The following is a 24,831-nucleotide window of genomic DNA, read 5'->3' as shown; positions in this document are numbered from 1 at the left end:
AAAAATAAAAAAATTATCTAAAATTACTAATTATTTTTGAATTTAAATATTTTAATCAATGAATAAATAATCTTTCTATTTTCTTCTTTATTTATAAAACTTAGAAAATTACTAGCTACTTTTTTTCCTATTTTTTTAACTAATAATAAATCTTCAAATTTTGAATTCATTAAATTCTCTATATTTTTATAATGAGAAGACAAATTGACTGAAACGGTTTTACCTATATCTTTAATACCAAATGCATATAAAAAACGAGATAATGTAGTTTCCTTAGAAACAGATATTTCATACAATAATTTTTTAATCGAAACATCTCCAATACGATTTAAATTCACAAGATCTCGAATCTTTAAATTAAAAACATCAATTGGGCTAAAAATAATATCTTTATCTACTAATTTTCTAATTATATTTTTCCCTAAACCACGTATATATAATGCATCTTTAGAAAAAAAATGAATTAACATCCTTTCTCTTTGAGAAACACATTCAAATCCAGAAAAACATCTTAAAAAATTATCTCCAAATTTATTTTTTATCTTAGAATTACAAGACGGACAATAAATAGGAAATTTAATTGGTTTTAGATTATTTTTTTTTCTATTTTCAACATTAATATCAACAATTTTAGGAATAACATCTCCAGAACGACATATCGTGACTAAATCTCCAATACAAAAACCAAATTTTTCCATATTTTTTTGATTGTATAGAGATACTTTCTTTATTTCTACACCATCGATAAAAACTGGTTTCAATTTAGCTACTGGAATAATTAATCCTGTTCTAGAAACATTAAAATTAATATTTAATATACTTGTTATTTTTTTTTTAGACGGAAATTTATAAGCTATGGACCACTTAGGAAATTTAGAAGAAAAACCTAATTTATTTTGCATATCAATAGAATTAGTCTTAATAACAATTCCATCGATTTCAAATTTTAAAGAAGATCTTTTTTTCTTTACTTCTTTGTAAAAAGAAACTATTTCTTTAACATTAAAACATAACTGTCTTAAACTATAAACAGGTAATCCCCAAGAATCTAAAAGTTTTAAAAAATTAAAATGACTATTGGGAAACTTTAAAAATGGAGTATAAAAACCAATACTATGACAATAAAAAGACAAATTTCTTTTTTTCGTTATTATTGGATCTAATTGTCTTAAAGATCCAGCAGCTAAATTCCTAGAATTAGAAAAAAAATCACCTTTTTTATTACGAAAGCTTTGGTTTAACCGAATAAAATCATCTTTGTGAATAATTACTTCTCCACGAATTTCTAATAATTTTGGTATATTATTTCCTACTAATTTTTTAGGAATCGATTTTATCACATAAACATTATGAATAACATTTTCACCAATGATTCCATTTCCCCTAGTTGAAGCACCGATTAACTTTCCATGTTTATAAATTAAACTTAAAGCAACTCCATCAAATTTTAATTCACAACAAAATTCTGGTTTCTTTAAATTATTTTTTTTTGAAAAAGTAATTATTTTTTTAATAAAATATTCTAATTTCTCGATTGAATTTATAGATTCCAACGACAACATATTTGTTAAATGTTTAACAGTTTTCAATTTTTTAGATAAAGAAGATCCAATTTTATTCAAGTATGAAAATTTTTTTTTTATTCCTATTTTTTTCTTTAGTATGTCTAATTTTTCAATTAAAAAATCAAATTCTAAATCAGAAATTTTAGGTTTATTTAAAGTATGGTACAAATACAAATGATAACATATTTTTCTTTCCAATTTTTTTATTTTTTTTTTTACATTTTTCATAATTATTCACATTAAAAAAAAATCGAATACACATTCACATAACATTTTATAGATATATGAAAATATCTATTATCTTAAATTAACTTTAGAATTAGTTTCTAAGTTAAAAATTATTTCCATATTTTTTAATTAGATTTGTCATTTTCTCGCGATTCAATATAATCTACTTACATAATAGATAGTTTATAACTTAAAGTTATTCAAACATTAAAATTAAAAAAAATTATTAAAAAATATATAAACTTTAAAATAATTTTAATTTAAAATCATTAACCTAATTTTTTTAATAACAATATTAACTTCAATTAAATTACTAATGTCAAAAATATCTACTACCTTCTATTTATCTAATTAAATAAATAATTTTTAAATTACAAATTTTTAAAATTCAAATTTTTGTATACTAAAAATTTAAAAAAGATATAATTAATTCTAATAAAATGATTTAAAGTTTTAGAAAAAAAATTCTTTATCTTTTTATTTTTAAAAATCATTAGAATACTTCTAAAATTTAAAAAAATATCAAAAATTATAAAATCTTAGGAAAAAAATAATTTAAAATTTTTAGAATGATAAAATATTGTTAATTATAAAAATAATTTTCTAAAATAATAGTTTATAAAAAAAAAATTGATATCTATTATCAATTAGAAAAATAAAAATACTTTTCTTAACTAAAAATATTAAAAAAAATAAGAATTTATATTTTAAAAATCATTAATATCTATTAAATCAAAAAAAAATAGATACTTACAAATAAAAAATCAATATAATAACTATTAAATCTAAATTAATCTCTAAAGTTATCATATCATACTAACACTGTAGGGATTGAAAATTACTCTTAGAAAACATAAAATATAAAAACTTATACTAAAATTTTAAAGTTAAAAAATTCAATAAAAATTAAACTACTTAAAAAATAAAAAAAATAAATTTTAATGTTTCTTTGAATTCTAGTAAAAGATTTCTTAAAAAACTTTTAGATTTGTAAATAAATATTTAACTTATAAACTATTTTTAAATTTTAAAAAAAATTTAAAAAATTTAAAAATATAAAATTCAGGATTATTTATGTTAGAAAAAAAAATAAAAATAAAATCTAAACATGGAATGCATTTACGTCCTGCTGCAAAATTTGTAAAAGAAGCTAAAAAATTTAATTCTTATATAAACGTAATTTTTAAAGGGACTTCTGTAAATGCAAAAAGTTTATATAAACTACAAACCTTAGGAATAGTAAAAAATAGCGAAATAGTTTTAACTGCAGAAGGACAAGATGAAAAATCGGCTATAAAAAAATTAGAACAATTAATTTTAGAATTAGAATAAATTTTAAAAATTTAAATAAATTAAAGAATTTTACTTTTTTATAAAAAAAAATATCAAATAAATTATCGCTATTATTATGTTAAAGGTAATGTTATGATTTCAGGGATTTTAGCATCACCAGGTATTGCTTTTGGAAAAGTATTTTTATTAAAAAAACAAAAAATAATCATTAATCAAACAAACATTTCATCTAATTTAATAGATTCAGAAATAAAAAAATTCTTAAAAATAAAAACAAAAACAATAAAACAACTAGAAAAAATAAAAAATGATACAGAAAAAAAAATAAAAAAAAATAAAGAAATATTCGATGGTCATATTTTATTACTAGAAGATGAAGAATTTGAAAAAGATATTATTGAAATAATCAAAAAAAAATACAAATCTGCTGACTACGCAATTCAACTAATCATTGAAAAACAAGCAAATAGTTTAGAAAAATTGAATGATGAATATTTAAAGAATAGAGCAATTGATATTAGAGATATTGGAACAAGACTATTAAATAATCTATTTAACATAAACGTTTCTAACTTAGAAAAAATAAAAAAAAAGGTAATATTAGTTGCAGAAGACTTAACTCCATCAGAAACAGCACAAATAAATTCAAAAAAAATCTTAGGTTTAATAACTGATTTAGGAGGCAAAACTTCACATACATCCATTATTGCCAGATCATTAGAGTTACCAGCGATTGTTGGAACAGGAAATATTACAAGTCGAGTAAAAAATAATGATTTTGTTATATTAGAAGGATTAAACAATCAAATTTTCATAAATCCTTCAAAAGAAAAAATAATAGAAATAGAAAAAATTAAAAAAAAATATCTTATCGAAAAAAAAAAACTACAAAACCTAAAAATATTACCAGCAATAACACTAGATGGTCATAGAATAGAAATCAGTGCAAATATTGGAGATATTCGAGATGTAACTGGAGCAAAAAATTATGGATCAGAATCTATTGGATTGTATAGAACTGAATTCTTATTTATGGAAAGAAAAAATTTACCAAGTGAAGAAGAACAATTTATTGAATACAAAAAAATTGCAGAAATCATGGATAAACAAACAGTTATTATTCGAACAATGGATATTGGAGGGGATAAAGAATTACCATATATGAATTTTCCAAAAGAAGAGAATCCATTCTTAGGATGGAGAGCTATTAGAATATCTTTACAAAGAAAAGATATTTTACACTCACAAATACGAGCTATACTTCGAGCCTCTGCTTTTGGAAAATTAAGAATTTTATTTCCGATGATTATTTCAGTAGAAGAAATACGTATACTAAAGAATGAACTAGAATTTTTAAAGAAAGAACTGAAAAATAAAAAAATTCCTTTCGATAAAAAAATAGAAATAGGAATTATGATAGAAACCCCTGCATCTGCAATAATCGCTAATTTCTTAGCTAAAGAAGTAGATTTCTTCAGTATAGGAACAAACGATCTAACTCAATATACTCTAGCTGTAGATAGAGGAAACAAATTAATTTCTAAACTATACAATCCTATGAGTCCTCCAATACTAAAACTAATCAAACAAGTAATAGATGCTTCACATACAGAAAAAAAATGGACTGGAATGTGTGGAGAATTAGCAGGAGATACAAAAGCTACAATCATCTTACTAGGAATGGGATTAGATGAATTCAGTATGAGTCCAATTTCTATACCATACGTAAAAAAAATAATCAGACAAGTAGAATATAAAAAAGCTATTGAATTAGCTAATGAAGCATTAACTATGTCTACTTCAATCGAAATAGAAAAATTAATAAATAAATTTACTAAAAATAATTTAAATTTATAAAAAAAAAATAAAATATTCTTAAGGAGAAAGATACTAATGGGGTTATTTTCTGATTTTTTTAAAAAAAATAAAAATGATAAAGAAATAAAAATAATTGCTCCATTGTCAGGAAAAATAATAAAATTAAAAGATGTTCCAGACGTTGTTTTTTCAGAAAAAATAGCAGGAGACGGAATAGCGATAAAACCATCAGGAAAAAGAATATTATCTCCAATAAATGGTGTAATTGGAAAAATTTTTAAAAGTAAACACGCTTTCTCTATCGAATCTAAAAATCCAAAAATTCAAATATTTGTACACTTCGGTATTGATACAGTAGAACTTAATGGAGAAGGATTTACCCAAATAGCAAAAGAAGGACAAAAAGTAAAAGTTGGGGATTTAATCCTAAAATATAATTTATCTATCTTAAAAAAAAAAGCGAAATCAATTTTAACCCCTGTAATCATATCGAATATGGATGAAATTAAAGAACTAAAAAAAATGAAAGGCAATACTATTGCAGGAACTACAGTGATAATGTTAGCTAAAAAAAAATAGTAATAATTTAAGCAGTTAAACAAACAATTTAGCTGCTTAAAAAAAATAAAATTTATTTTTAATAAAAAATAGTATTTCTTTAAAATTGAATTTTAAAAAATACAATATTTTTAATTTTTAATAAGTGAATTATTTCTCCAATTTTCGACGACAAGAACTCTTTGTCTAAATAATTCATTTCTAATATTAACACCTTTAAAACCATTTAATATAATTGGTTTTACAGATACATTTTTTGAAATTAAATAAATAGAAAATAAAAAATCTCCTGGTTTTATATTATTTTCAAAATAATAGTTTTCTTGTTTAACCAAAAAATTTAAATTCATTAAAAAAACTATTTTTTTAATTTGATTACAATTTCTCCATGCATCTATTAAATTTAAAAAATTAATTATTTTTTTTGAACTTTGAATCTTAATATTTTTTAAAAATCTGTAATTTTTAATAATTATAATACAAAAATCTCGAACACAATTTGAAATATTTAATCGTTTACAAAAATTATTTATTAAAGAAATGAAATTTTTATTTATTAAAATAAAATCCTTCTTTTTATAAAAAATTGGATAATAATCAAAACAAAAAAAGAGAAACAAAAATCGTATTTCTAATGATTTAGTTTTTTTAGAAACATAAGACAAATTTTCAAAAATTTTCTTCATATAACTAAAATAATTACTTTGACTAAAAAAAAACGTACTAAAAAGATATAATTTATAAATTTCTGGAAACAAAATAAAAATAGCGCCACATACTTCTAATACTTTAAAATAAACTTGAGGATTCATTGTATTCAATGCTTTTTCTGTCTCTTTCCAAATTCTTTCCCCTTTTAAATACAATAGTTCATTATTTTTAACTATTTTTTTCATTAAATTAAGAGTTTCTTCAGCTATAATAAATCCAAATTCAGATAAACTCGCAGCAAATCTAGCCACTCGAAGAACTCGTAGAGGATCTTCTTCAAAAGCAGGAGAAACATGTCTCAATATTCTTAATTTTAAATCTCTAATTCCTAAAAATGGATCTATAAAATTCCCATTTTTATCTTTAGCTATAGCATTTATAGTTAAATCTCTTCTTTTTAAATCTTCTTCTAAAGTAACATCTGAAGAAAAACTAGTTTTAAAACCTAAATATCCTTTTCCTGATTTATATTCAGTTCTAGCTAAAGCATATTCCTCATGACTAATAGGATGCAAAAAAACAGGGAAATCTTTTCCTACCTGTTTAAATTTCTTTTGTAATAATTTTTCTATTGAAGATCCTACGACTACCCAATCTTTATCGTGTATTGATAATTTTAATAAACTGTCTCGTACAGCTCCCCCTACTAAATATACTTTCACGAAATTAATTTTCCACAATTAAATTATTTTAATAATTAAATTAGTTAATTTTTAACAAAAAATTTAATTTTAGATCTTATTAATCTATTAAATTTTTAAAAAATAATATAACATATATAAAAAAAATTTTTTTTAAATTAACTAATAAAATTGATAATTTTTAAAAAATCTATTATCTAAAAAAAATTATTATTTATTGATCAAAAACTATTCTTAAACTATTATAATAATTAATCAAAATCATAAATTGTATATAAGAACTAATTATATTAAGAAAATATATGAGAAAAAAAATTCTTTTATCCGAATTCGGAACACCAAAAAAAAGAATAGAAACAGCAATATCAGAACTAAAAAAAGGTAATGGAATAATTTTATTAGATAACGAAAATAGAGAAAATGAAGGAGATTTAATCTTTTCTTCCGAAACAATGACTGTAGAACAAATGGCTTTTACAATAAAATATTGCAGTGGAATAGTATGTTTATGCATAACTGAAGAAAAGAGAAAAAAATTAAAATTGCCAATGATGGTAAAAAAAAATACAAATACTTTTAGTACACCGTTTACTGTTTCAATAGAATCAGCAAAAGGAATCTCTACTGGTGTTTCAGCAAAAGACCGAATTACTACCATTCGAACAGCTATATCAAAAAAATCAAAACCAAAAGATTTGAATCGACCTGGTCATATTTTTCCATTATGTGCTAATCCAAAAGGAATTTTAAGTAGATCAGGTCATACTGAAGCTACCATAGAATTGACAAAATTAGCTGGTTTTAAACCTACAGGAGTATTATGTGAACTAACAAACAGAGATGGTTCTATGTCTAAAACTACCGAAATAATAAAATTTTCCAATAAATATAACATTCCTGTATTAACAATAGATGACATAAAAATATTTTTAGAAAAAAAAACTAAATAAATTTTCTCTTACTATCAACACACCATTTTGAATCAACAAAAATATCTGTATTAGGAAAATAAACACCAGATTTGAATTTTAAAAACCCAGTATAAGAAATCATAGCAGCATTATCAGTACAATATTTTTTTGAGACCAAAAATAAATTAAGATCATTCTTATTTGAAAAATTAGAAAAATAATTTCTTAATCTACAGTTTGCACTTACGCCTCCAACAATAACCAAAGTATTTAAATTCAATAATTTTAAAGCTCGACAAACTTTAACAATAAAAATCTCTATAATTGATTCTTCTAATTCTAAAGCAATATCTGCTTTAGTTTGAAAACTTTTATCAGAAAATTTTACTAATTTTTCAATAAAAGTACGTAATCCTGAAAAACTAAAATTTAAACTAGAATCATTAATCATAGGTCTTGGAAATTTGAAATTTCTATTCTTTCCAAATTTTGCTAATTCAGAAATATTTGGACCACCTGGATATTTTAAATCTAATATCTTTGCTATTTTATCAAAAAGATTACCTACAGCAATATCTAATGTTTTTCCTAATAATTTATAAACCCCCAACTTTTTCGCATGAATCAATTGAGTATTACCACCAGAAATTAATAAACCTAAAAATGGAAAGTTTAAATTACTACTATCTAACATAGGAGATAACAAATGACCTTCTATGTGATTTACAGGAACTACTGGAATGTTCAAAGAAAAAGCTAACGAGCATGCTACTGTAGCACCTACTAATAAAGGACCAACTAATCCAGGTCCAGCTGTATATGCAATTGCATCAATAGAACTAAAAAAATTTTTTTTTTTTTCAAATTCTTGAAGAAATATAAAAATTTGATCTAGATGATTTCTTGCTGCTAATTCTGGAACTACTCCTCCATACTTATTATGTAAAAAAGATTGACTATTCAATTTGTTTACAATTAAACCTAATTTATTATCATAAACTGCAATACCAGTTTCATCACAAGAAGTTTCAATTCCTAATATTCTCATTCTAAATCATTTCCGAAAAATAAAGAAAAAAACATAAAAATTATGAAAAACTAAAATTAAATAAAATTTTGAATTAAATAAATTTTTATGTAATAGTATAAGATATTTTATTCTAAATTAAAAAATGTTTTTTTTAAAGGAAAAAAATGCCTATAATTAAAGTACGAGATAACGAACCTTTCGATGTAGCTTTAAGAAGATTTAAGAGATCTTGTGAAAAAGCTGGAATTTTATCAGAAATTAGAAAACGTGAATTTTATGAAAAACCAACTACAGAAAGAAAAAGAGCTAAAGCTTCTGCAATAAAAAGATTATCTAAAAAACTAACAAGAGAAAATTCAAAAAGAATAAGAATGTATTAATTTTTTTACAAATAATCTAATTATCTAATTAGAAATTTTAAAATGTAATCTTATAAAAAATGAACAAATGGAAAATTCCGCAAAGTTTTATTAATGAATTATTATTACAAACTAATATTATTGATTTAATTAATTCTAAAATAGAACTAAAAAGAAAAGGTAGTAACTATCAATCTCTTTGTCCTTTTCATAGTGAAAAAACACCATCCTTTATAGTTAATGAGAAAAAACAATTTTACTATTGTTTTGGATGTAATGCTCATGGAAATGCAATTGATTTTTTAATAGACTACGAAAAATTAAATTTTTTAGACTCTATTGAACAACTAAGTATCATTAATGGTCAAAATGATATTTTTAAATCTTTTTTTATAAAAAAAAACAACTATTTATTTAAAAAAAATATTTTTTTTGAATTAATGAAAAAAGTAAAAAATTTCTATCAAAAAAATTTATTTTCAAAAAATAATTATATGATATTAAATTATTTAAAAAATAGGGGGGTAAAAAATGATATAATAAAATTATTTAATATTGGATATTCCAACGAAAAAAACAATATTTTTTTAAATTTTAAAGAAGCAGAAAAAAAAATCCTTATTAAATCAGGAATAATAATTAATAAAAATAAAGAAAAAAATTACGAACATTTCAGAAATAGAATTATGTTTCCTATCCGTAATAAATATGGAAAAATTTCTGGTTTTGGAGGAAGACTAGTAAACAATCTAAAAAAACCAAAATATTTAAATTCATCAGAAACCGATTTTTTTAAAAAACGAGAACAAATTTATGGAATTTATGAAATTTTTAAAAAAAATAAAAATACAGAAATAATACTAGTAGTAGAAGGATATTTCGATGTCATAATTTTATATCAATTTAATATAAAATATCCTGTAGTGGCTATACTAGGAACATCTATTAACGAAAAACAAATTCAATATTTATTTAAAATTTCCAACACAATAATTTATTGTTATGATGGAGATTCAGCTGGGAGAATAGCAGCATGGAGAACATTAATTATTTCACTTACATATATAGAAGATAAAAAAAATATAAAATTTATATTTTTACCCAAAGGACATGATCCAGATTCTATAATTAGAAAAGAAGGAAAAGAAAAGTTTGAAAAAAGAATTGAACAATCAATATGTTTTTCAGAATTTATTTTTAAAAAATTATCTAAAAATAATTCTTTAACTTCTCTTTCTGAAAAATCTAAATTTAGTTCTTTAATAATCCCATTAATAAAAAAAATACCAGGAAAAACCATACAATTCTATTTATTACAAATGTTGGGGTCAAAAATAGGAATTTTAGAAATAAATCAACTAAAAAAATTTTTAAAAAACAAAGATAAAACATACAAAAATTTCAATATAATTAAAAAAACCCCAATACGAATTTTAATTGGACTATTAATCCAAAATCCAGAACTCTTCCAATTAGTTCCATTAGAAATAATAGCGACTAATTTAAATATATCTGGATTTTCTATTTTTCTAAAACTATTAAGATTTTGTATAAAAAATCCTAGTTATAACACCATGCAAATATTAGAAATGTTTCGAAATTTCAAAATAGGAAAAATATTAAAAAAATTAACTATATTAGATTATATGGTAGAAAAAAATCAAACAAAAAAAATGTTCCTAGATATACTAATTAAAATATATCAACAACAATTAGAAAAAAAACTAGAAAAACTTATTTCTAAAGAAAGAAAAATAGGATTAAATACAAATGAAAAAAAAGAATTATGGTACATAAATGTTTCTTTATCTAAAATAAAAAAATAAATATTTTAATAAAATATTTTATTAAAGAAAAATAATTCTATTGTCTAACTAATAAATAAAAAAATGTAGAAATGTACTATGGAACAAAACCCACAATCACAACTCAAACTACTTGTAAATCATGGTAAAGAACAAGGTTATTTAACTTACGCAGAAATTAATGATCATCTTCCTGAAGAAATAATTGATTCTGATCAAGTTGAAGACATTATTCAAATGATAAATGACATGGGTATTCAAGTTGTAGAAGAAGCTCCCGATGCCGATGATTTAATATTAAATGCAAGTACAAATGATGCAGATGAAGATACTGTCGAAGCAGCTACACAAGTATTATCGAGTGTAGAATCAGAACTAGGAAGAACTACTGATCCTGTCCGTATGTATATGAGAGAAATGGGTTCTGTAGAATTGTTAACTAGGGAGGGGGAAATTGATATTGCTAAAAGAATAGAAGAGGGTATAAATCAAGTACAATCATCTGTTGCCGAATATCCAAAAGCAATTACTTATTTATTAAATCAATATGAAAAAGTTGAATCAGGAGATATACGATTATCAGATTTAATCATCGGGTTTATTGATCCAAAAATAAAAGAAATAAACAATAGTAATATTTCACATATTGGATCACAATTATCTTTAGAAGAACATGTTAATAAACTAGAATCTGAAAAAAATGAAACAGAAGAACATCAAATCGATCCAAAATTAGCTAAAAAAAAATTCTCTGAACTAAAAAAACAATATCTAATTACTAATGAAACAATAAAATACAAAAATAGATTCCACAAAGACTCTATATTAGCTATAGATAATCTATCAAAAATATTTAAACAATTTAGATTAGTACCAAAACAATTTGATTTATTAGTAAATAATATGCAAAAAATGATGAAAAAAGTAAGAAAACAAGAAAGAATGGTTATGAATTTATGTATAGAAAAATGCAAAATACCTAAAAAAAAATTCATTTATTTTTTTAATAAATATGAAACCAATAAAAATTGGTCGTATAAATTTAAAAAAATGAAAAAAATATGGTCTCATAAAATAAAATCAGTTAAAGAAACAATTTCTTTAAGTTTAAAAAAATTAATACAAATCGAAAAAGAAACTGGTTTAACTATCGAACAAGTTAAAGATATTAATAGAAGAATGGCTATAGGAGAAGCAAAAGCAAAAAGAGCCAAAAAAGAAATGGTTGAAGCAAATTTAAGATTAGTAATTTCTATAGCAAAAAAATATACTAATCGAGGATTACAATTTTTAGATTTAATACAAGAAGGAAATATTGGATTAATGAAAGCAGTAGATAAATTTGAATACCGAAGAGGATACAAATTTTCTACATATGCAACTTGGTGGATTAGACAAGCTATTACTCGTTCTATTGCTGATCAAGCAAGAACAATCAGAATACCTGTACATATGATTGAGACTATAAACAAACTAAACCGAATCTCTAGAAAAATGTTACAAGAAATTGGAAGAGAACCAACTCCAGAAGAATTATCTGAAAAAATGTTAATTCCAGAAGAAAAAATTAGAAAGGTTTTAAAAATAGCAAAAGAACCGGTTTCTATGGAAACTCCTATAGGAGATGATGATGACTCTCATTTAGGTGATTTTATTGAAGATACTACATTAGAGTTACCATTAGAATCTGCAACTTCAGAAAGTTTGCGTTCTGCTACACATGATATATTAGCAGGTTTAACACCAAGAGAAGCAAAAGTTCTAAGAATGAGATTTGGAATTGATATGAATACTGATCATACCTTAGAAGAAGTTGGGAAACAATTCGATGTTACTAGAGAACGAATTAGACAAATTGAAGCAAAAGCTTTACGAAAACTAAGACATCCCAGTAGATCAGAAATATTGAGAAGCTTTTTAGATGATTAAAAAAATAAGCTAAAATATTTTATAATTTTACTAAAATGTGATTGTCAAAATAAAAGCTTCCTTATAAAATTTATTGGAAGCTTTTAAAAAATATATAAAAATTAAAAATTTAAAAAATTTTTAAATATACAAAAACATTTTTTAAAAAATTCGTCTAAAAAAATATTTTAAAAAAAAACTTAAAATTTATTTAAAACAAAAAACAATTAAAAAATTGTTTTTTATTAATTTATAGAAATTTATACCATTAAAATTAATCAAAACATTAAAATTATTAAATTATTTTTTTTATTTTTATTAATTTTTTATGAATACATTAATCTTTTTTCAATTATTTTAAATAATTTAATTATAAATAAACTTCTTTTTTAATATTCCCTTCCTAATCATTTATACTTTTATTAAAGTATGAATAAAAAAATATTTTAAATATTAATTTAAAATAAAATCAAAAAAAAACTACTAATTATATAAAAGACTAGAACTAAAATTAATTTAAAAAATTAAAAAAAATTAAAAAAGATTTTTTTACTCAATAAATAAAATTTATTAAGAAATATTAGATTTATAAAACATATTCCTTAAAATTTTTTATTTATGAATTATATATTTTTAATATTAAGTAAAATTTATATTTTTTCTAATTTAAAAAAGTACTTTTATTTTAATAAAAATAAAAATTTTATACTCAATATATTTTTATTTAAAATAAATATAAAAATTACAAATAATAAAAAATTTTTCAACTAAAATTATTTCTTTTAAATTTTAAAAAATCCATTTTTTAATTAGAATATAAAAAAATAATCAAAGTTTAATTTTTAAATTTCATTTTTTAAAAAAATTAATTTTACTTTTTTAAAATTTTTTTATTAAAGATTTAATCTTTTCTTTTCTTTTAAAATCGACTTTTTAATTTGATTGTTTGACACTCCACCATGAGAATTCCGTTTATTTAAACAAGATTCTAAAGACAAAACTTGATATAAATCAGAACCAAAATAAGAACTAAATTTTTTAAAAACAGAAATATCTAATTCTTCTAATAATTTATTTTGTTTAATTGATTCTTGTACTATATTTCCAATTATATGATGAGCTTCTCTAAAACTAACTCCTTTTTTTACTAAATAATCTGCTAATTCAGTAGCATTAGAATAACCTTTTTTTGCAGAAGAAAAACATCTATTTTTTTTTAATTCTATCGTTTTTAAAACCATAGAAGACATATTCAAACTATCATTCCAAGTTTTAAAAGCATCAAACAAACCTTCCTTGTCTTCTTGCATATCTTTATTATAAGATAATGGTAAACTCTTAAAAAGAAAAAAAATACGCATCATTGAAGCACAAACACGAGCGCTTTTTCCACGTATTAATTCCAAAACATCAGGGTTTTTCTTTTGAGGCATAAGAGAAGAACCAGAAGTTAATAAATCCGATAATTCAACATAGCCAAACTCACTAGAGTTAAAAATAATTAAATCTTCTGAAAATCTAGATAAATGAATCATACTAATTGCAGCAATTGATAATAATTCCATTACATAATCTCTATCCGAAACACTATCTAACGCATTATCTGTGGGTTCAGAAAAACCTAATTTATTAGATAATGACTTTCTATCAATGTTCCAAGAAGTACCACAAAGTGCACCGCTACCTAAAGGACAAAAATCAAGTCTATTCAATGCATCTTTTAATCTCCATTCATCTCTTTTAAACATTTCTAAATAAGCTAAACACCAATAAGAAAAAGTTATGGGTTGAGCATGTTGTAAATGAGTAAAACCAGGCATAATGACTGAAATATATTTTTCAGCTGTTGAAACTAAAACAGTTTCTAAATTAACTAAACTTTTGATTAATAAAAAAATTTGAGATTTACACCATAATTTTAAATCTGTAGTAACCTGGTCATTTCTACTACGTCCGGCATGGATTTTTTTACCTAATACTCCCAACTGTTTTGTAAGTTCTGTTTCTACCCAACTATGAACGTCTTCCTCTCCGCTAGTTAAAATTAATTTTGGATTTTTTTGTATTTTTTTTAATAAAACAATTAATACTTTTTGTATTTTATCATGTTCATCCTTAGTAATTATTTTACAAGAAAAAATTGCATCAGACCATGCAATTGAAGCAATTATATCTTGTTCAGCTAAACGATAATCAACTTCTAAAGAACTATTAAATTTTTTAAAAAACACATCTGGTTTCATAGAAAATCGACCACCCCAAAGTGCCATACAGACCTCATTTTTTTTTTATATTTTATTGAAAAGATAAAAATTATTTTTTATATTGATTATATTTTTTTTAAATTTCTAATTCGAGAAGATAAAGAATGTATGCGTATAAATCCATTTGCATCAAATTGATTAAAAGTTTTTTCTTTTCCAAAAGTTGCAAAATCTCTAGCATATAAAGAATTTTTAGAATATCTTTTTTTTATGGTTATTGATCCTTTATACAATTCCAATTCAACACATCCATTCAGCAATTTTATAAACGGTGTTAAAGCAGACAAAATAGATTGTCTAAGTGGAGTAAACCATTTTCCATCATAAATTAAATAAGACATTTCTAAACCAATCATAGATCTCCATCTTAAAGAATCTCTATCGAGAACTAATTCTTCAATTGTTCGTAAAACTTTATTAATAATAGTTCCTCCAGGTGTTTCATAACAGCCTCTAGATTTCATACCAATTAATCTATTTTCAACAATATCTATTCTTCCTATTCCATGTTTAGAACCTATTTTATTTAAATATTCTAAAGAATCTAATAATGTTGTTTTTTTGTTATCAATAGAAATAATTCTACCATTTTCTATTTTTATTGAAACAGATTCTGGACTGCTTGCAGAAGACTTCAAAGAAGATGTCCAAGTCCAACAATTTTTAGAAGGTGATTTAGATAAATCTTCTAGTTCTCCTCCCTCTGTAGAAATATGAAAAATATTTTCATCTCTACTATAAATTTTTTTAGCTGTTGCAGTAGTACTAATCTTTTTTTTATTCAAATAATTTAATAAATCTTCTCTTGAAGAAAAATCCCATTCTCTCCAAGGAGCAATTACATTAAATTGTGATGACAAAGCAGCATAAGTGGATTCAAAACGTACCTGATCATTGCCCTTACCTGTAGATCCATGAGATAAAAAATCTGCGTTTATTTTTTTTGCTAATTCTACTTGTGCTTTTGCAATAACAGGTCTAGCTATAGCCGTTCCTAACAAATATCCATTTTCATAAATAGATCCAGATTGCAACATTGGATAAATGTAATTTTTTATAAATTCCTCACGCAAATCAGAGATATAAACTGATTTTGCTCCAGATTTTAAAGCTTTCTCTTCAATTCCTAATAAATCTTTCCTAGATTGTCCAACATCTGCTACGAAAGCCACCACTTCAAAATTATAGTTCTCTATTATCCATGGAATAATAACAGAAGTATCAAGACCACCTGAATAAGCTAAAACAACTGTCTTTTTTATCTTTTTCATATCAAAGCTCCATTAAAAAAAATATATATATTTATTTATATACGAAAGTTCCAACTGATAATTCTCCATTAAACAAAAGTTTTAATTTCTCATTATTTTCTTTCCAACTTGCAATTTGAACTGATTTTCCTAATACTTCAGAAGCATCTAATGCTGCTTGAACTTTTACTATCATACCATTCTTAATAGTTCCATCATTAATAAGTGCATTAAATTTTTCTCTATTAATTGAATCTATTCGATTTCCTCTTTTATCTAAAACAGAACTTACGTCTGATAATAGTATTAAATCAGCACCCAATGTTTTTGCTAAAGCAGAAGCTGCTAGATCTGCATTAACATTCATTAATTCTCCATATTTTGTAATTCCTATAGAACTAACAACAGGAAGAATTTTTTTTGAAAGCAAATCAAATAACAATTTTGGATTACCTGATTTTGGAATTCCTGTATGATTTTTGAAATCTAATTTTTTAGATCTTTCTACTAAAACACTATCTCCATCAGATAAAGAAACACCAATAAAATTAATTTTATTCCTTTTTAAATAAGATAAAATTCTTTTATTAGCTATTCCTGCTAATGCTCCAACCACAATATCAATATTCGACGAATTGGTTACTCTTATTCCATTAATCTTATTTATATTCATACCTATTTTCTTCATCATATCATCTATTATTTTCCCACCACCATGTACAATTATTAAATTTCTAGAGTAATTATGAAAATAAGTCGATAAAAAATCAAAAAATATCTTCATAGAATCACGACTATCTAATAAAACTCCTCCTAATTTTATAACTAAAGGATTATCTTTCATAAAAATATTTCCTATAAAAAATTTACAATAAAGAATGTGTTTCTAAAATTCCAAAACGAATATTAAAACATTGTACTGCTTGTGAAGCAGCCCCCTTCAACAAATTGTCTTCAGCAGCTATAATGACCAAATTTCTACCTTGAATTTTAAAACCAATATCAACGAATGGCTTTTCTATAATTGCAGAAATACTAGGTATATTATTTTTGTGTAACCGAACGAAAAATTTATTACCATAAAAATAAGAAAAAATTTCTTCTATTTCTAAAATATCCATATTTTTTTTTAATCTACACGTTATAGTTGCTAATATACCTCTAGAAAAATTACCCAAACAAGGAATAAAAATTATAGGAAAACCACCAATTTGTTCAAATATTTCAGGATTATGTCTATGAGTAAAAATATTGTAAGGTTGTAAACTAACTTCACAAAAAGAATTTGAAAATTTAGGGTTTCTACCTGCTCCACTAACTCCACTAATAGCGTTTACAACAGGAATGAATGTAAAATCGATTATTTTTTTCTCTATAATAGGTTTTATTGATAATTCAATACAAGTAGCATAACAACCAGGTAAAGAAATTAATTGAGCGTTTTTTATCTTTTTTGAATTCCATTCCGGTAAACCATATACAGAAAGATTTAATAAATCTTTATTTTTATGAAGAAATCCATAATATTTTTCATAATAATCACTATTTTTAATTCTATATGCACCAGAAAGATCAAAAACTATATATTCAAAAGAAATAAATATTGGTACTAAATTATAACTTACAATATGATCAGTAGCCAAAAATACAACATCAATATCATTTTTCTGATTTGTAAACTTATCGATAGATTCTAAAAAAATATTTACTATTCCCTTTAATTTAGGGTGTATTTCTGAAATTGATTTTCCAATATCTTTACTATCATTTGAAACAGCTAAAAAAATATTTTTAATATATTTGTGTTTATTAAAATAAGTAACTAATTCAACCCCAGAATATCCACTTGCTCCAACAATAAGAATATTTAACATATAATAAATCTATCCTCTAACTATTTTATCCTCATTTTATTTTCTAATGTAGTTTCTACTAACATTTAAATTAAAAACTTTAAATTAAATAAAATTTTTATTTTTATTTTAAATGAAATATACTTAATAAATTAATATTTTACAATAAAAATACTTGTATAAAAAACTCTTAATTTTATTTATCTTAAAACAAAAAAATGAAAAAAAAAAATCCATCATTTTTAGAAATGTATTCTAAATTAATTAACGTATCTTCCATAAGTTCTGAAAACCCTGTTTTTGATCAAAGCAATAAAAAAATAATTGAATTGCTTGCAGAATGGCTTGAAAATATAGGATTTAAAATTAATATTCAAAAAATCCAAAAAAACAAAAAAAAATTCAACTTAATTGCAAAAATAGGATCTGGAGAAGGAGGTTTATTACTAAGTGGACATTCTGATACAGTTAATTACAATGAAAAATTGTGGAAAAGCAATCCATTTGAATTAACTATAGTAAATAATAAATTTTATGGACTAGGAGCTGTAGATATGAAAGGTTTTTTTGCCTGTATATTAGATTTAATGACAAAAATAGAAATAAAAAAAATAAAAAAACCAATTTACTTACTAGTTACTGCTGATGAAGAAACTTCAATGTTAGGGGTAAAATTTTTTTTAAAATTTTCAACAATTTCTCCTGATTTAATAATAGTTGGTGAACCTACTAATCTAGTACCAATTGTAGGTCATAAAGGAAATATTACAAAAAAAATAATTACTCTGGGAAATTCAGGTCATTCTAGTGATTCTGAGAAAATAAATAGTATAAATCTTATGCACGAAACGATATTTTATTTATTAAAGATTAAAAAAAAAATCAAAGATTTTGTTTTTCAAAAAAAATTTAAAGTGCCTTATTCAACAATGAATTTCGGTTATATTAAAGGTGGGCATTCGTCAAATACTATTTGCGAATTTTGCGAATTACACATTGATATAAGATTACTACCAAAATTCCCATATAAAATTTTTAATGAAATATTTAACGAATATTTGCTTCCAATTAAAAAAAAATGGGGGGGTTATATTAAAATTCATAATTTACATCCTCCTATACCAAGCTATGAAATATCTATTAAACACGAAAAAATTATAAAAACTATAGAAAAAATTACTAAAGAAAAAAAAACAGTAGTAAATTACTGTAGTGAAGCATCTTATTTGCATAAAATAGCTCCAACGATTTTACTGGGTCCCGGTTCTATAAAACAAGCACACCAACCCAACGAATTCTTAGAATTGTCATACGTGAAAAAAACAAAAAAAATTATAAAAAAAATTATAGAGTTTATTTGTTTTTTATAAAATTTTAAATTTTTTTTTCATTTTTAAAATTAAACATGTGGAAAATGGAATTTCATATTGATTTAAAGTATAAAAATGAAATTTTTTAACTCCTTCTAAAAATAGATCTTCAACAATTTTCATAGTTATATTTTGTCCTACTAATTTATTGACTGATGGATCTAAATTAGATAAATCATTGAAAATCTCATATATCCATTTAGGAATGAAAATATTACTCATTCTAGAAAAACGAATCATCTGATCTATATTAATTACCGGTAAAATTCCTGGAATTATATCTGAATAAATCCCATTTTTTATACATTTATCCCGAAAACGAAAAAACTTTTCTGAATCAAAAAAAAACTGAGTAATAGCTTTACTAGCTCCACAATCGAACTTATTTTTTAAATACATTAAATCACTATGTGCATTCTTTGCTTCTGGATGTACTTCAGGATATGCAGCAACTAAAATATCAAAATCAGCGACTTTTTTTAAAATAGAAATCAAATCTGAAGCATACATTTTTTTATTATTAAACTCTTTTTTATCTCCTCTTAAAGCAACAATTTTTTTTATACCTTGATTCCAATAATTTCTAGAAATTTCTTCTAATTCACTAACACTATTATTTATACAAGTCATATGTACAGCTATATTAACATTAGTTTTCTTTACAACTTTTTTTACAAAATCAAACGTTTTTTTCTGCCTAATCGTAGTTGTTCCACTTGTTATTGAATAAAAATCTGGTTCAAAATCAGATAATTTTCTTATTGTATTCCAAAATCTTCTTTCTACTAAAATATCAGATACCGGTGGAAAAAATTCAAATGAAAAATTTATTTTCTTATTAACATTAAACATATATAACCACCTTTTTATGTAATAAAATTACAAATAAATGAATTATAATAACATTTTAAAAAAAATATTTTTTATAAAATATTTTTATCTTTCTTTAATAATAAAAGTTAGTATTTTTTATATTTTAAAAATATTTAAAAAAAAACACTAAAAAAAAATATTTCTATTGCAAAATTTTAAATCTATTCGTAGAATAGAATTAAGCATTGCCGGCTTAGCTCAGAAGGTAGAGCAACTGACTTGTAATCAGTAGGTCACCAGTTCGATTCCGGTAGCCGGCATAAAATATAAAAAAAGGTGGGATTCCCGAGTGGCTAAAGGGAGCAGACTGTAAATCTGCCGTCGTAGACTTCGAAGGTTCGAATCCTTCTCCCACCAAAAAAAAAATAAAAACATAATTTTATCTTGCGGACATCGTATAATGGTTATTACCTCAGCCTTCCAAGCTGATGATGTGGGTTCGATTCCCACTGACCGCTCCAAAATCATGTTGATATAGCTCAGTCGGTAGAGCACACCCTTGGTAAGGGTGAGGTCCCCAGTTCAAATCTGGGTGTCAGCACCATCCTTAATATTTAGATTATTAAATTAAATTTTATTAATTTTATTAATAAAATAGTTAAACTAATTCTAATAAAATTAACAAAAATTTAGAATAATAAAATTTAAAAAATAAATTTTTGTTTTCCTTTAATAATCAAATAATAATCAAGTAAATCCTAAATAAAAAAACAAGAAACTATTTAACTAAGACTAAGTAAGAAAATAAAACTTTAAAGAAAATATTAAATATTTTAATTATTTAGTTGATATTTAAAAAATATACTAATTCACAAAAAAATTATAAAATTGAATAAAAAAACTATAAAGAACAAATAATGTATAAAAAAAATCAAAAAAATTTAAATAAAATAGAAAAAAAAAAGTGGATTATTATAATAATAACAACATTTTTACTTGTATTAGAAAAAATATATTTTTTAAAAACAAATACATTAAAACAAACACTACTAACATTTTTATTAACATCAATTATATTATTTTATTATTCTAAAACAAAAAACGGAAAAAAAATAATTACAATCATCAAAGAATCTAAAATAGAAATAAAAAAAATTATTTGGCCAACTACTAAAGAAACTTTATATATAACACTAACTATATCTATAGTTACAACATTAATTTCACTAATATTATGGACTATAGATAAATTTTTTTTTCATATGATATCATTTATTACTAATTCAGGTTTATAAAAATGAATATCAAAAAAAAATGGTACGTTCTACAAACTTTTTCTGGATTTGAAAATAAAGTAGTAAAATCTATTCAAGAACACATAAAACTAAAAAAAATGAAAAGTTCATTTGGAAAAATAATGGTTCCTAAAGAAGCTGTCATTGAAATTAGATCTGGACAAAGAAAAAAAAGTCAACAAAAATTTTTTCCAGGTTATATATTAATACAAATGAATATGAGTAATAGCAGTTGGCATTTAATAAAAAATGTACCAAGAGTCATGGGATTTATTGGAAGTGATTCTGAACGACCTTCTCCTATTAGTAATAAAGAAGTAGAAATAATTCAAAAAAGACTTAAAAAAAGTAATAATAAACCTAGACCAAAAATAGTTTTCGAACCAGGTGAAACTGTTCGTGTAAAAGATGGTCCATTTGCTGATTTTAACGGTGTTGTTGAAGAAGTGGATTATGAAAAAAATAGACTTAAAGTTTCAATTTCAATATTTGGAAGATCTACTCCAGTAGAATTAGATTTTAGTCAAGTAGAAAAAAATTTTTAAATATTTTTTATAAAAAAATAAAAATAACAAAAATATTTAAATTAATTTAAACAAATTAATAATCTAATTAAACTAATACTCAATTCGATTCATAAAAGATAAAGTTAAAAAACATACAATGAAAAAGATACAATCTTACATAAAATTACAAGTTCCTGCAGGAAGTGCAAACCCTAGTCCTCCAATCGGACCAGCATTAGGTCAAAAAGGTTTAAATATAATGGAATTTTGTAAATCTTTTAATAAAAAGACAGAATCTTTAGACAAAGGATTACCTATTCCAGTTATAATTACTGTCTATTCCGACAAAAGTTTTACTTTTATTACTAAAACTCCACCTGCATCAATTCTTTTGAAAAAGATAGCTGGAATTAAGTTAGGTTCTAAAACAACTAAAAAAGATATAGTAGGTCAAATAAATAAATTACAATTAGAAGAAATCGCTATTTTAAAAGCTAAAGATATGACAGGAAAAAATATAACAAATATGATGAAATCTATAGAAGGAACAGCTAAATCGATGGGAATAATAATTAAGGATTAAATTTAAAAAATATGAAAAAAAATAGTAAAAGAAAAACTAAATTCTTAAAAAAAATTGATTTTAAAAAAAAATATACAATTGAAGAAGGAATAAAACTTCTAAAAAAAATATCTTCAGTTAACTTTACAGAAAGTCTAGATATTATTTTAAAATTAGGAATTGATCCAAAAAAATCAGATCAAAATATACGAGGAACAACAATTTTACCACATGGAATAGGTAAGAAAATGAAAATTGTTGTATTTTCTCAAGGGAAAAATGCTTTAATAGCAAAAGAAAACGGAGCAGATTTTGTTGGAGCAGAAGATCTTTTGAAAAAAATACAAAACAAAGAAATAAAATTTGATATAGTTATTGCATCGCCTGACACAATGCATATTGTAGGAAAAATAAGCTCTATTCTTGGACCAAGAGGATTAATGCCAAATCCTAAACTAGGAACGGTTACAGAAAACATTAAAAATTCAATTAAAAATTTTAAAAACGGACAAATTAGATACAAAAATGAAAAAAATGGAATTTTACACACAACAATTGGAAAAATTAATTTTCCAGTTGAAAACTTAAAAAATAACTTTATAACATTACTAGAATCAATAAAGAGACTAAAACCAACTACTTCAAAAGGAATATTTATAAAAAAAATATTCTTCTCTACTACTATGGGACCTGCAATTACTATCGATTCTATACTGTAAAAAAATATTTTTTTTTAAATATAAAAAAATATAAGGCTGTAATATAGTCTAAATATTAAAATGCATTTAACATATCCTGATAATTAACAATCTTTATTAAAAAATAAAATATTTTATTTTTAATAAAATTATTTTTTAATTTTGTCAATATTTTCATATACCGAATTTTTAGAAATTATTATTAATATAATTTAAAAAAATGAATTCTAAAATTCAGGAGCGTCAATAAAATGGTATTGAATATAAAAGAAAAAAAAATAATCATCTCTGAAATACGAAAAATAACAAAAAAATCAATATCTATTGTTGTAGGAGAAACAAAATATATTAAATCTAATGAAATAAATGAATTAAGAAAAGAAGCTAGGAAATCAGGAGTAATTATTAAAATAATAAGAAACACACTATTCAATATAGCAATTAAAGACACCAATTATGAATGTCTAAAAAATTTTATTTCTGGACCTATATTAATTGCTTATTCTATGGAACATCCTGGAAGTGCAGCTAGACTATTAATAAATTTTTCTAAAAAAAATAACAACTTTAAAATTACTAATGCAGTATTCGAAAAAAAAATATTAACATTGAGTCAAATTAAAAAATTATCAGAAATTCCTACTTACAAAGAATTAATTATAAAATTACTGTCAGTAATGAAAGAATCTTCAATTGGAAAATTAGTACGAACATTAAATAATATTAATAAGAAAAATCTAAATTAAAAAAATAATGTCTAAAAAATATAATTTCTAAATTTTTATAGGAAAAACTATTATGACTATCACTAAAGAACAAATAATAGAAACAATATCAAAAATGTCTGTAATGAATATTACAGAACTAGTATCTGAAATGGAAAAAAAATTCAAAGTATCTTCTAATATGTCTGTAAACACTAGTTCACAACAAAAAGAAGAAAAAAAAGAAGAACAAACAGAATTTAACATATTACTAAAAGAAATAGGAAAAAATAAAGTTTCCGTAATTAAAGCAGTTCGTAGTGCTACTGGGTTAGGATTAAAAGAATCCAAAGATCTAGTTGAATCTGCTCCTACCTTAATAAAAGAAAAAGTAAACAAATCTGATGCTGAATCTCTAAAAAAAATATTACTATCCGCTGGTGCAAAAGTAGAAATTCAATAATTAAAATATTTATTTTTTCTTTTTTTAAATTATTTTGGCTGGTAAAAATTTTATACCAGCCTTTATAATTTTTTTTTAAAAAACTTTAAAATTATCAATTTTAAAAATATTTCTTCTCACAAAATTGCTATAAAAAATCAATAAACTTAAAAAAACAATCAAAATTTTATATGATTTATAGCATATTCTATAAACTTATTGAAGAACACATTTTTTATTTGTGCTT

Annotated in this window: 22 protein-coding genes and 4 tRNA genes; 18 read left to right on the top strand and 8 right to left on the bottom strand. The window is 22.8% G+C overall.

Annotated elements, in window-relative coordinates; translation table 11 throughout:
- Positions 1-26: 26 nt before the first annotated feature.
- Positions 27-1,793: an NAD-dependent DNA ligase LigA gene (gene ligA / locus AB4W66_RS00290; protein ID WP_367674910.1), complete on the bottom strand. Its 1,767-nt coding sequence runs from the start codon at positions 1,791-1,793 to the stop codon at positions 27-29.
- 1,074 nt (positions 1,794-2,867) lie between these two features.
- Between ligA and AB4W66_RS00285 the strand changes: the two genes are divergently transcribed.
- The 3 genes from AB4W66_RS00285 to crr all read left to right on the top strand — a co-directional run bounded on the left by AB4W66_RS00285 (position 2,868) and on the right by crr (position 5,483).
- Positions 2,868-3,125, top strand: a complete 258-nt coding sequence (locus AB4W66_RS00285; RefSeq protein WP_367674909.1) for an HPr family phosphocarrier protein — start codon at positions 2,868-2,870, stop codon at positions 3,123-3,125.
- 93 nt (positions 3,126-3,218) lie between these two features.
- The gene (ptsI, locus tag AB4W66_RS00280) at positions 3,219-4,943 is read left to right on the top strand and encodes a phosphoenolpyruvate-protein phosphotransferase PtsI (protein WP_367674908.1); all 1,725 of its coding nucleotides are present in this window, start codon (positions 3,219-3,221) and stop codon (positions 4,941-4,943) included.
- A 36-nt stretch (positions 4,944-4,979) separates the two neighbouring features.
- Positions 4,980-5,483: a PTS glucose transporter subunit IIA gene (gene crr, locus AB4W66_RS00275; RefSeq protein ID WP_367674907.1), complete on the top strand. Its 504-nt coding sequence runs from the start codon at positions 4,980-4,982 to the stop codon at positions 5,481-5,483.
- A gap of 110 nt (positions 5,484-5,593) precedes the next feature.
- Here crr and AB4W66_RS00270 read toward each other — a convergent pair whose 3' ends face one another.
- The gene (locus AB4W66_RS00270; RefSeq protein ID WP_367674906.1) at positions 5,594-6,835 is read right to left on the bottom strand and encodes a tRNA CCA-pyrophosphorylase; all 1,242 of its coding nucleotides are present in this window, start codon (positions 6,833-6,835) and stop codon (positions 5,594-5,596) included.
- 281 nt (positions 6,836-7,116) lie between these two features.
- On the opposite strand from AB4W66_RS00270, the gene ribB reads away from it, so the two are divergent.
- Entirely contained in the window at positions 7,117-7,764 is a 648-nt protein-coding gene (gene ribB / locus AB4W66_RS00265) for a 3,4-dihydroxy-2-butanone-4-phosphate synthase (protein WP_367674905.1), read from the top strand.
- On the opposite strand, the gene tsaD is transcribed toward ribB, so the two are convergent.
- Entirely contained in the window at positions 7,757-8,773 is a 1,017-nt protein-coding gene (gene tsaD / locus AB4W66_RS00260; protein ID WP_367674904.1) for a tRNA (adenosine(37)-N6)-threonylcarbamoyltransferase complex transferase subunit TsaD, read from the bottom strand. The two genes, ribB and tsaD, sit on opposite strands and share 8 nt — an antisense overlap.
- A gap of 146 nt (positions 8,774-8,919) precedes the next feature.
- Here tsaD and rpsU point away from each other — a divergent pair, with 146 nt between their 5' ends.
- From rpsU to rpoD, 3 genes are all read left to right on the top strand, one after another.
- Positions 8,920-9,135 carry a 30S ribosomal protein S21 gene (rpsU, locus tag AB4W66_RS00255; protein WP_367674903.1) on the top strand — a complete coding sequence of 72 codons (216 nt, stop codon included), beginning with the start codon at positions 8,920-8,922 and terminating at the stop codon, positions 9,133-9,135.
- A gap of 59 nt (positions 9,136-9,194) precedes the next feature.
- Entirely contained in the window at positions 9,195-10,940 is a 1,746-nt protein-coding gene (gene dnaG, locus AB4W66_RS00250) for a DNA primase (protein WP_367674902.1), read from the top strand.
- A 78-nt stretch (positions 10,941-11,018) separates the two neighbouring features.
- Positions 11,019-12,848 (top strand): RNA polymerase sigma factor RpoD, encoded by a 1,830-nt coding sequence (gene rpoD, locus AB4W66_RS00245; protein ID WP_367674901.1) that lies wholly within the window; start codon positions 11,019-11,021, stop codon positions 12,846-12,848.
- Positions 12,849-13,720: 872 nt separating this feature from the next.
- Here the strand turns inward: rpoD and argH are convergent.
- Genes argH through argC form a run of 4 tightly spaced genes read right to left on the bottom strand, consistent with a single transcriptional unit; the run spans position 13,721 to position 18,215 of the window.
- Entirely contained in the window at positions 13,721-15,097 is a 1,377-nt protein-coding gene (gene argH / locus AB4W66_RS00240) for an argininosuccinate lyase (RefSeq protein ID WP_367674900.1), read from the bottom strand.
- 59 nt (positions 15,098-15,156) lie between these two features.
- A complete protein-coding gene (locus AB4W66_RS00235; protein WP_367674899.1) occupies positions 15,157-16,362 on the bottom strand; it encodes an argininosuccinate synthase in 1,206 nt (401 codons plus the stop codon).
- Between the two features lie 31 nt (positions 16,363-16,393).
- Positions 16,394-17,185, bottom strand: coding sequence for an acetylglutamate kinase (gene argB, locus AB4W66_RS00230; protein WP_367674898.1), 792 nt, complete (start codon positions 17,183-17,185; stop codon positions 16,394-16,396).
- A 22-nt stretch (positions 17,186-17,207) separates the two neighbouring features.
- Entirely contained in the window at positions 17,208-18,215 is a 1,008-nt protein-coding gene (gene argC / locus AB4W66_RS00225; RefSeq protein ID WP_367674897.1) for an N-acetyl-gamma-glutamyl-phosphate reductase, read from the bottom strand.
- A 197-nt stretch (positions 18,216-18,412) separates the two neighbouring features.
- Between argC and argE the strand changes: the two genes are divergently transcribed.
- Positions 18,413-19,564, top strand: a complete 1,152-nt coding sequence (gene argE, locus AB4W66_RS00220; RefSeq protein ID WP_367674896.1) for an acetylornithine deacetylase — start codon at positions 18,413-18,415, stop codon at positions 19,562-19,564.
- Here the strand turns inward: argE and AB4W66_RS00215 are convergent.
- Positions 19,559-20,416: a methylenetetrahydrofolate reductase gene (locus tag AB4W66_RS00215; protein ID WP_367674895.1), complete on the bottom strand. Its 858-nt coding sequence runs from the start codon at positions 20,414-20,416 to the stop codon at positions 19,559-19,561. The two genes, argE and AB4W66_RS00215, sit on opposite strands and share 6 nt — an antisense overlap.
- Positions 20,417-20,624: 208 nt before the next feature.
- Here AB4W66_RS00215 and AB4W66_RS00210 point away from each other — a divergent pair.
- The 10 genes from AB4W66_RS00210 (at position 20,625) to rplL (ending at position 24,605) form a co-directional block, all read left to right on the top strand.
- Positions 20,625-20,697: transfer RNA gene (locus AB4W66_RS00210), tRNA-Thr, on the top strand.
- Positions 20,698-20,712: 15 nt separating this feature from the next.
- Positions 20,713-20,794, top strand: a tRNA-Tyr gene (locus AB4W66_RS00205).
- Positions 20,795-20,823: 29 nt separating this feature from the next.
- Positions 20,824-20,898: transfer RNA gene (locus tag AB4W66_RS00200), tRNA-Gly, on the top strand.
- A gap of 7 nt (positions 20,899-20,905) precedes the next feature.
- Positions 20,906-20,981: transfer RNA gene (locus tag AB4W66_RS00195), tRNA-Thr, on the top strand.
- Positions 20,982-21,294: 313 nt separating this feature from the next.
- A complete protein-coding gene (gene secE / locus AB4W66_RS00190) occupies positions 21,295-21,672 on the top strand; it encodes a preprotein translocase subunit SecE (RefSeq protein WP_367674894.1) in 378 nt (125 codons plus the stop codon).
- A complete protein-coding gene (gene nusG / locus AB4W66_RS00185; RefSeq protein ID WP_367675101.1) occupies positions 21,669-22,217 on the top strand; it encodes a transcription termination/antitermination protein NusG in 549 nt (182 codons plus the stop codon). The genes secE and nusG overlap by 4 nt, the downstream gene beginning before the upstream one ends.
- A 118-nt stretch (positions 22,218-22,335) precedes the next feature.
- Entirely contained in the window at positions 22,336-22,761 is a 426-nt protein-coding gene (gene rplK, locus AB4W66_RS00180) for a 50S ribosomal protein L11 (RefSeq protein WP_367674893.1), read from the top strand.
- Between the two features lie 11 nt (positions 22,762-22,772).
- On the top strand, positions 22,773-23,459 hold the full coding sequence (gene rplA, locus AB4W66_RS00175; RefSeq protein WP_367674892.1) for a 50S ribosomal protein L1: 687 nt from the start codon (positions 22,773-22,775) through the stop codon (positions 23,457-23,459).
- Between the two features lie 230 nt (positions 23,460-23,689).
- On the top strand, positions 23,690-24,184 hold the full coding sequence (rplJ, locus tag AB4W66_RS00170) for a 50S ribosomal protein L10 (RefSeq protein WP_367674891.1): 495 nt from the start codon (positions 23,690-23,692) through the stop codon (positions 24,182-24,184).
- Positions 24,185-24,236: 52 nt separating this feature from the next.
- Positions 24,237-24,605, top strand: coding sequence for a 50S ribosomal protein L7/L12 (rplL, locus tag AB4W66_RS00165; RefSeq protein WP_367674890.1), 369 nt, complete (start codon positions 24,237-24,239; stop codon positions 24,603-24,605).
- Positions 24,606-24,831: the final 226 nt, after the last annotated feature.

Origin of the sequence: Buchnera aphidicola (Tetraneura ulmi), assembly GCF_964058925.1 — a bacterium.
In the GTDB taxonomy this organism is placed as follows: domain Bacteria; phylum Pseudomonadota; class Gammaproteobacteria; order Enterobacterales; family Enterobacteriaceae; genus Buchnera_D; species Buchnera_D aphidicola_B.
This window is presented reverse-complemented; position numbering and strand designations above follow the sequence as displayed.

Coding starts and splice junctions, on each gene's coding strand:
- ligA (WP_367674910.1), bottom strand. CDS start 1,793: ATGAAAAATGTAAAAAAAAAAATAAAAAAATTGGAAAGAAAAATATGT.
- AB4W66_RS00285 (WP_367674909.1), top strand. CDS start 2,868: ATGTTAGAAAAAAAAATAAAAATAAAATCTAAACATGGAATGCATTTA.
- ptsI (WP_367674908.1), top strand. CDS start 3,219: ATGATTTCAGGGATTTTAGCATCACCAGGTATTGCTTTTGGAAAAGTA.
- crr (WP_367674907.1), top strand. CDS start 4,980: ATGGGGTTATTTTCTGATTTTTTTAAAAAAAATAAAAATGATAAAGAA.
- ribB (WP_367674905.1), top strand. CDS start 7,117: ATGAGAAAAAAAATTCTTTTATCCGAATTCGGAACACCAAAAAAAAGA.
- tsaD (WP_367674904.1), bottom strand. CDS start 8,773: ATGAGAATATTAGGAATTGAAACTTCTTGTGATGAAACTGGTATTGCA.
- rpsU (WP_367674903.1), top strand. CDS start 8,920: ATGCCTATAATTAAAGTACGAGATAACGAACCTTTCGATGTAGCTTTA.
- dnaG (WP_367674902.1), top strand. CDS start 9,195: ATGAACAAATGGAAAATTCCGCAAAGTTTTATTAATGAATTATTATTA.
- rpoD (WP_367674901.1), top strand. CDS start 11,019: ATGGAACAAAACCCACAATCACAACTCAAACTACTTGTAAATCATGGT.
- argH (WP_367674900.1), bottom strand. CDS start 15,097: ATGGCACTTTGGGGTGGTCGATTTTCTATGAAACCAGATGTGTTTTTT.
- AB4W66_RS00235 (WP_367674899.1), bottom strand. CDS start 16,362: ATGAAAAAGATAAAAAAGACAGTTGTTTTAGCTTATTCAGGTGGTCTT.
- argB (WP_367674898.1), bottom strand. CDS start 17,185: ATGAAAGATAATCCTTTAGTTATAAAATTAGGAGGAGTTTTATTAGAT.
- argC (WP_367674897.1), bottom strand. CDS start 18,215: ATGTTAAATATTCTTATTGTTGGAGCAAGTGGATATTCTGGGGTTGAA.
- argE (WP_367674896.1), top strand. CDS start 18,413: ATGAAAAAAAAAAATCCATCATTTTTAGAAATGTATTCTAAATTAATT.
- AB4W66_RS00215 (WP_367674895.1), bottom strand. CDS start 20,416: ATGTTTAATGTTAATAAGAAAATAAATTTTTCATTTGAATTTTTTCCA.
- secE (WP_367674894.1), top strand. CDS start 21,295: ATGTATAAAAAAAATCAAAAAAATTTAAATAAAATAGAAAAAAAAAAG.
- rplK (WP_367674893.1), top strand. CDS start 22,336: ATGAAAAAGATACAATCTTACATAAAATTACAAGTTCCTGCAGGAAGT.
- rplA (WP_367674892.1), top strand. CDS start 22,773: ATGAAAAAAAATAGTAAAAGAAAAACTAAATTCTTAAAAAAAATTGAT.
- rplJ (WP_367674891.1), top strand. CDS start 23,690: ATGGTATTGAATATAAAAGAAAAAAAAATAATCATCTCTGAAATACGA.
- rplL (WP_367674890.1), top strand. CDS start 24,237: ATGACTATCACTAAAGAACAAATAATAGAAACAATATCAAAAATGTCT.